General features: G+C 72.1%; 5 protein-coding genes. 1 reads left to right on the top strand and 4 read right to left on the bottom strand.

Annotated elements, in window-relative coordinates; translation table 11 throughout:
- Positions 1-161 precede the first annotated feature (161 nt).
- The 3 genes from VF289_RS18515 to VF289_RS18505 form a co-directional block, all read right to left on the bottom strand.
- The gene (locus VF289_RS18515; RefSeq protein ID WP_330885794.1) at positions 162-1,802 is read right to left on the bottom strand and encodes a HAMP domain-containing sensor histidine kinase; all 1,641 of its coding nucleotides are present in this window, start codon (positions 1,800-1,802) and stop codon (positions 162-164) included.
- A 142-nt stretch (positions 1,803-1,944) separates the two neighbouring features.
- On the bottom strand, positions 1,945-3,234 hold the full coding sequence (locus tag VF289_RS18510; protein WP_330885792.1) for a Gfo/Idh/MocA family oxidoreductase: 1,290 nt from the start codon (positions 3,232-3,234) through the stop codon (positions 1,945-1,947).
- Positions 3,235-3,340: 106 nt separating this feature from the next.
- Positions 3,341-4,669 (bottom strand): MFS transporter, encoded by a 1,329-nt coding sequence (locus VF289_RS18505; protein ID WP_330885791.1) that lies wholly within the window; start codon positions 4,667-4,669, stop codon positions 3,341-3,343.
- Positions 4,670-4,957: 288 nt separating this feature from the next.
- Between VF289_RS18505 and VF289_RS18500 the strand changes: the two genes are divergently transcribed.
- Positions 4,958-5,494, top strand: coding sequence for an RDD family protein (locus VF289_RS18500; RefSeq protein WP_330885789.1), 537 nt, complete (start codon positions 4,958-4,960; stop codon positions 5,492-5,494).
- Between the two features lie 222 nt (positions 5,495-5,716).
- Here VF289_RS18500 and VF289_RS18495 read toward each other — a convergent pair whose 3' ends face one another.
- Positions 5,717-6,832 (bottom strand): histidinol-phosphate transaminase, encoded by a 1,116-nt coding sequence (locus tag VF289_RS18495; RefSeq protein WP_330885787.1) that lies wholly within the window; start codon positions 6,830-6,832, stop codon positions 5,717-5,719.
- Between the last annotated feature and the right edge of the window lie 62 nt (positions 6,833-6,894).

The raw sequence follows: 6,894 nt of genomic DNA, 5'->3' as shown, positions 1-6,894 counted from the left end.
CCCGCGACCTGATGATCATGATCGCCTGCGCCCTGCTGGAGAACCTCGGGTACCGGCAGCTGACCGCGGTGTGGCGCCTGCAGGGCTGGTGGCAGGCGCTGCGTGGGCGGAAGGCCGTGTGGGGCGAGATGACGCGGACGGGCTTCACCTCCTCCTGACGCTCAGGTGCGGGCCAGGGGCAGCACGAGCTCGACCCGGGTCCCGACCCCTGCCTGCGAGCTGACGGCCAGGTCCCCGCCATGGGCCCGCAGGATCCGTCGGGTGATCATCAGCCCGAGCCCATAGCCGGCGACGCCGGCTTCGGTGGCGGTGCGGGCACGGAAGTACGGGGTGAAGAGCTTCGCGAGATCGTCCGCATCGATGCCGATGCCCTCGTCGATCACCGCAAGGCGGGCGGTGCCGTCCTCGACGCCGAGCTCGACGGTGACGAGCCCACCCTCGTGGGCGTACTTCACGGCGTTGGAGAGCACATTGTCCAGCGCCTGGCCCAGGCGTTCAGGATCCGCGTTGACCAGCTCCAGCGGCTTCTCGAGGCCATGGAGCGCGAAGCGGACGCGCCGGGCGGCCGCGCGGGGACGGACCGTCTCGACCTGCTGTCGCACCAGCTCGTCGAGGGACGTCGCCCGCGCGGCGCCGCTGCGGGAGCCGATCTTCTCGCCGCTCACAGCGCGGGCCGTTTCCAGCAGTCCCAGGATCAGCTGCTGGAGCCGGACCACGTTGCGGCTGACGACCGCCAGGTGCGAGCGGATCAGGTCCGGGTCGCCGCCGTCCGGGGCGGAGGTCTCGTCCTCGATGAGCTCGACGTAGCCCGTGATCGAGGTGAGCGGGGTCTTCAGCTCGTGCGAGACGTTCGCGAGGAACTGCTCCTCCTGCAGCACGGCCGCGAGGGACGCGGTCACATCGTGCACGACCACCAGCATCCGGGTCTCGTCGAGCCGGGTGGAGCTCACCGACAGGGCGATGCGCCGACCGCCGTCGTCGGTGGTCCACACCGCCTCGCCGTCGAGATCGGCACCCCGCGCCGCGCGGGTGAGGGGATTGCGCTCGGTCGGCAGCGGCGAGCGCCCCGTGTCCGAGAAGACCGGGTCGGCGAGGAGGTCCCGTGCGCTGCGGCCGCGTGCGGCGCCGCCGAGCAGGCCCTCCTCCTCCACCACCTCGCCGTCCTGATCGAGCACGATCGAGACCACTCCGAGCGCCGAGCTGACGGTCTCCAGTCGGCGCCGCTGCTCTGCCAGCCGCACCACCACGCCGGCGACCACCAGCGCCATGGCGCCGGCGAGCACCGCCGTGACGAGACCGCGCGAGAGCAGTCCGACCACATCGGGATCGGGGGACATCAGCAGCCCCAGCACCATCGAGATGACACAGATCCCGATCCCGAAGGCGACGCCGCGGAAGCGATAGCGGGCCGCGAGCCAGACCATCGGCACCGCCATCAGGAAGCCCTGGAAACCAGCCGCGTTCACCACCGACCAACGGCACACCGCGAGCACCAGCAGGTCCAGCACCGGCAGCAGCACCAGCAGCCGCTCCCCCCAGACCGGGCGCTCGATCCCCGCAGCGCTCAGCAGCAGCCCGCCGATCAGCCCGAGGGTGAGCGAATGGATCGCGGCCTGACCGACCCAGTAGAGCCACGCGGTCCCGAGGACCTGGTCTTCGACGACCAGGATCCCCAGCAGCATGCAGACGGACAGCGCGAGCTGGTGGGCGAGGGCCGCACGCGGACCGACCGTCTCGGCGGGCGGGGTGCTCGCCGAGCGGGGGCCGGCCTGCAGTCGCGCCCGGGGCCGGAGGGTGTTCACGCTCGCACTCTAGGCGGGCTCGAGCATCCGTCGACGGCGCACCGCCGCATGGGAGGGCGGACCTGCCGCCCCGGACTGTGCCGCGCCTGCGCCGACAGAGCCCCGGGAGCGCCGCCCCCCGGGACTCCCCCGGCCTCCGCGATCAGCCCCTGCCGTCCGCATCGGCCTCCTGCGCGGCGTACAGCGCCTCGAGGTCGATCGGCTCCTGGTCCGCGTCGAGGTCGACCACCGGCAGCGGGCTCTCGCCGAGATCCTGGATCTCGAGCCTCTCGCCGCCCTGGTTCATCGACTGGTGGGCGATGACGCCGGGCAGGGTGTAGCGGGCGGCCTGCCAGGCGTTGACCATCGGCTGATGACCGTCCGCGACGGCACGGGCGAAGTCGTCGACGAGGAAGTGGTGGGCACCCTCGTGACCGTTGGGCATGCCCTGGAACTCCTTGGGCAGTCGCGCCTGGTGGTGCACCTGGGCGGCGCCGGCGACGAAGGCGTCGCGCAGTGCCGGGGAGACGTCGGCCAGTCGCGGGTCATCCAGGCTCATGGTGGAGCCGGTGGCGATCAGCGAGGTCACGTCGAGCACGCGCTTCTTGTCGTGCCAGTAGGTGGTCTCGACGGTCTCCTCGAAGCTCGACTCCTCGCCGAAGAAGCGGAAGCGGGATTCGCGCTTGTGGCTGGGGTAGCCCACGCGGCGCAGCTCATTGGTGCGGAAGGCGCCGCCGTTGTCCATCCCGAACAGGGCGAAGGCGTTGGAGACGTCGTTGCCGAACATCGAGACGTCCTTGTCGAAGACGCCGTCGCCGCGGGTGTCGGGGCGGCCGAGCGCCGAGACCGAGGTGGCGTGCCGCTCCCCGATCACCCCGAGGATGCCGCCGATGGAGTGCGTGGGGTACAGCAGGGGCGGGTAGGAGGCGGTGGACTTCCACTGCTCTCCGCCGGAGTACTTGTAGGCGTCGTAGAAGCCGAGGTCCATGTCGTGGACATAGTCGCCCTCGGCGTAGAACACCTCACCGAAGGCGCCGCTGCGGTGGATGCGGCGGGCGAGGACCACGGCGGCGTTGTACTGGCTGGTCTCACCCATCATGTAGACCAGGCCCGTGCGCTGCACCTCCTCGGTGATCGCCCGGATCTCCTCCGCCTCGATCGCCATCGGCACTGCGGAGTAGACGTGCTTGCCGGCACGCAGGGCGGCCAGGGCGTGCTCACCGTGGGTCCAGCGCTGGGTGAAGATCGCGACCGCGTCGACGTCGGAGGCGAGCAGCTCCTCGAGGGTCTCGAAGCGCTTGTCGAAGCGCACTCCCCGCGCCTCGACGGTGTCGATCCGCTCCGGCACGGAGTCCACGGCGTAGAGCGCCTCGATCTCGGGGTGGGCGGCGAAGAGCTCCGCGAAGTGGGAGCCGAACTGACCAATCCCGACGATACCCAGGGTGAACGACATATTTCCTCCTTGAAACTAAGTGACGAGGAGAACGCTACGTCAGAACGCGAGCACCCGGCAAGCCCGAATCCGGAGACCGCTGCAGGCGGCGCCAGCGCCCGGACCGCTACAGGCGGCGCCAGCGCCCGGACCGCCACACATCGCGCCAGGGCGGGACCCCGCGTCCCTGCACCGCCATCCGGCGCCTGAGCCTAGCGCGCGTGATCAGCATCCCCGCCACCCCGATCGCGAGCATCGGCAGCTGCACCGCGAAGGCGAGGCGGAAGGAGGCCAGGTCGTAGTTCCCGTCGGGCCGCAGCAGGTCCAGCACCACGCCGATCAGCAGGATCGCGATGAGCCCGCCGATGAAGCCGCCCATGATCACCACGCCGGTGGCGGTGCCCAGACGGTGGCGGGCCAGGTCCGTGCGCGGGAAGTCGAAGCCGACGCTGCTGGCCGGCCCACCGATCGAGAAGCCGGAGACCAGCACGATGAGCAGCCAGATCGGGGCGGGGCCGGGCCACAGCACGAGCGCCAGCAGGGGGACGACGATGGTCGCGACGATCAGCAGCACCAGCGTGGAGCGGCGCAGCGGGTGGCGCTGGGTGAGCGCGCCGATGAGGGGGCCGCCGACGACGGCGACCACCACCAGCACCGTCATGACCGCCGAGGCCGCAGGCCGGCTCAGCCCCTCCCCCGCAGTGAGATACGGATAGCCCCACATCATGGAGAACGCGATGCCGGTGAACCCTGCGGTGAAGTGGGTGAAGAAGCCCAGCTGGGTGGAGGGATGGCGGATGATCCGCGCGAGCACCAGCGGGATCCTGGTGAAGTCCTGCTTCACCCGCGGTCGCGGCAGGCCGGGCGGGGTCGCGCGCACCACCAGCAGGGCCAGCAGCGCCGCGACCGCGCTCACCGAGGCGGCCGACGAGAACGCGGTGCCCCAGCCGGCCACGCTCAGCACCGCCACGAAGGGCACCGCCGATGCGATCTGTCCCACCTGGCCGAGGATGCCCGTGAGCTGGGTGAGGATCGGCACTCGCGAGGCCTGGAACCAGGCGGGGACCAGGCGCACCGCACTGGAGAAGGTCAGGGCATCCCCCGCGCCGAGGACGATGCGTGCCGCCATCGCCACGGCCAGGGTCTCCGTCTGCGCCATGAGCAGCTGACCCCCGCCCATCAGCAGCGCCCCGGCGACCAGGGTGACGCGCGAGCCGTAGCGGTCCAGGAGCAGCCCCGCCGGGATCTGGCCGATCGCGTAGACCGCGAGCTGCAGCACCACGAAGGTGGAGACGATGGTCGCCGAGGCGCCGAAGCGCTCGGTGGCCTCGAGACCCGCGACGCCCATCGTGGTGCGCTGCAGAACAGCGATCGAATACGCCGTCACGGCGGCGGTCCACACCACATACGCACGGGTCCCGCCGAGGGCAGGGCGGTGTGCGGCGGGCGTGCTCATGGAGGGTCCTTCGCGGAGGTCGGGGTGGGTGTGCGTCGGGCAGTCGGACCGGACGCCTCGGGCGCCCGTCCCGCAGTGGCTGGGTCCCGACCGTCCTCGAGGCTATCGCCGAGAGGCGACGCGGCGGTAGTCATGTCCACCCCTTGCCGCCGCCGGGCGGAAGCGATGAGGTCCCCGACAGGGAGCGGGTGACCGACCGGGAGCAGGTGGCCATCCGGGAACGGGTGACCGGCCGGGAACCTCCGAAGAACGGTGGCCGCCACCGCCCCGACGTGCTTCGGTGGGCACATGCACCCCCTCGCCGCTCGTCGCGCCCGCGCCCACCTCACCGACTGCGTCGGATATCTCGGCGTCGCAGCGGCCCTCGTCCCGACCGGGATCCTCGTGGCCACCACCACGGATCTGGGGACCCGTCAGTGGTACGGCCACCTGGTCAGCGCCATCCCTCCCGCGATCGCGACGATGATCGCGGCCCGGGCCGAGTCCGGGCCGCGCCGCGCCACCTGGGGCAAGCGACGTCAGGGGCTCGAGGTCGCGGAGGCCGACGGCGCCCCGCTGACCCTGGGCCGCGCGCTCGCCCGGAACACGGCGAAGCTCTTCGTGCCCTGGCAGCTCGGACACACGGTCGCCGTCGGTGCGGCATGGGGCGGCTTCGAGGACAGGGATCCGTTGACGCTCACGGCGTCGGTCGCGGTCTACGCCGTGATCGGTCTGTACGCCTGGACGACCCTGCGCGGCAGCGGGCGCGGCGTGCACGACCTGGTGGCCGACAGCCGCGTCGCCGCGCTCGCCCCCGGGCCCGTCGGCGCGCCCAGCCCCAGCTGAGCAACCAGCCCCGTCGGCCCCGTCGGCCCCGCCAGCCCCGTCGGCCCCGCCAGCCCTGCTGGCCCCGTTGGCCCCGCCGACCCCGCCGGCGCAGGAATGATTGAATCTGAACCACTTACGCGCTGATAGCGGTTCAGAATCAAGCGATTCCGCACTGATCGCACGGCGCGGGCGGCAGCGCTCGCACAGCACGGGCGGCAGCGCTCGCACGGCGCGGGCGGCTCAGCGCTCGCGCCAGGCTCCCGCGATCTCGATCAGCAGGTCGTTCGCCTCCTGCTCGGCGATGGTGGCGCGCACGCCCTCGGTGCCGTAGGCGCGCAGCACCAGCCCACGCGCGTCGGCGAACTCGGCGAAGGCTGGGCTCTGCTCCCCCAGCGGAAAGTACACGAAGTTGCCCTGGCTCGCGGGCAGCTCCCAGCCCTGGGCGGCCAGCGCCGCGAGCACGCGCGAGCGCTCGGAGCGAATCCACTCGGCACGCTGCGCGAGCTCCTCCTGGGCGGCCGGCGCCAGGCTCGCCAGCGCTGCGGCCTGGGCGGGAACGCTGGCGCCGAAGGGCACGGTGACCTGGCTGAGCGCCCGGGCCAGGCGCGGATGGGCGACGGCGTAGCCGATGCGCAGCCCGGCCAGGCCCTGCAGCTTGGAGAAGGTGCGCAGCAGCACCACGTTGCCGTGGCGGCGGAAGAGCCCGGCGGTGCCGAGCACGGTGGCGGGGTCGTGGAACTCCCGGTAGGCCTCGTCGATCGCGACCACCACGTGGTCCGGGACCCGGGCCAGGAAGTCCTCGACCTGCTCGGTGCTCAGCGAGGGCCCGGTGGGGTTGTTCGGGGTGCACAGCAGCACCAGGCGCGTGCGATCGGTGATCGCCGCGGCCATCGCCTCGAGATCGTGCTCCGCGCCCTCGGTGAGCGGGACCTGCACGCCGACGCCGCCGTGGGAGCCGACGAGGATCGGGTAGGCCTCGAAGGAGCGCCAGGCGAAGACGACCTCCTCGCCCTCCCCCACCACTGCGCGCACCAGATCGCCGGTGACCGCGACAGAGCCGGTGGACAGCGCGATCTGCGAGAACTCCACGCCGTGCTCGCCGCCGAGCTTCTCGCGCAGCTGCTGCGCGGCCGCGTCCGGGTAGCGGTTCGCACCCTCGAGAGCAGTGACGGCCGCCTCGCGGACGGCGTCGATCGGAGGGAAGGGCGATTCGTTCGAGGAGATCTTGAAGCGGCGCACGCCGTCATCTGCCGCGGGTTTCCCCGGGACGTAGGCGGGCAGGCTCTCGAGGGTGGAGCGCAGGCGGACGTTCTCGGACGGGGCGGCGACGGCGTCCCGATCAGGCGTGGTGGGCATGCCGCCAGGGTATGTCCTGTCCGCGCCGGGCGGCGCGCTCCGGAGCGATGGGGACGTGCCCC

This window comes from Brachybacterium sp. (assembly GCF_036379615.1).
Classification (GTDB): Bacteria; Actinomycetota; Actinomycetes; order Actinomycetales; family Dermabacteraceae; genus Brachybacterium.
This window is presented reverse-complemented; position numbering and strand designations above follow the sequence as displayed.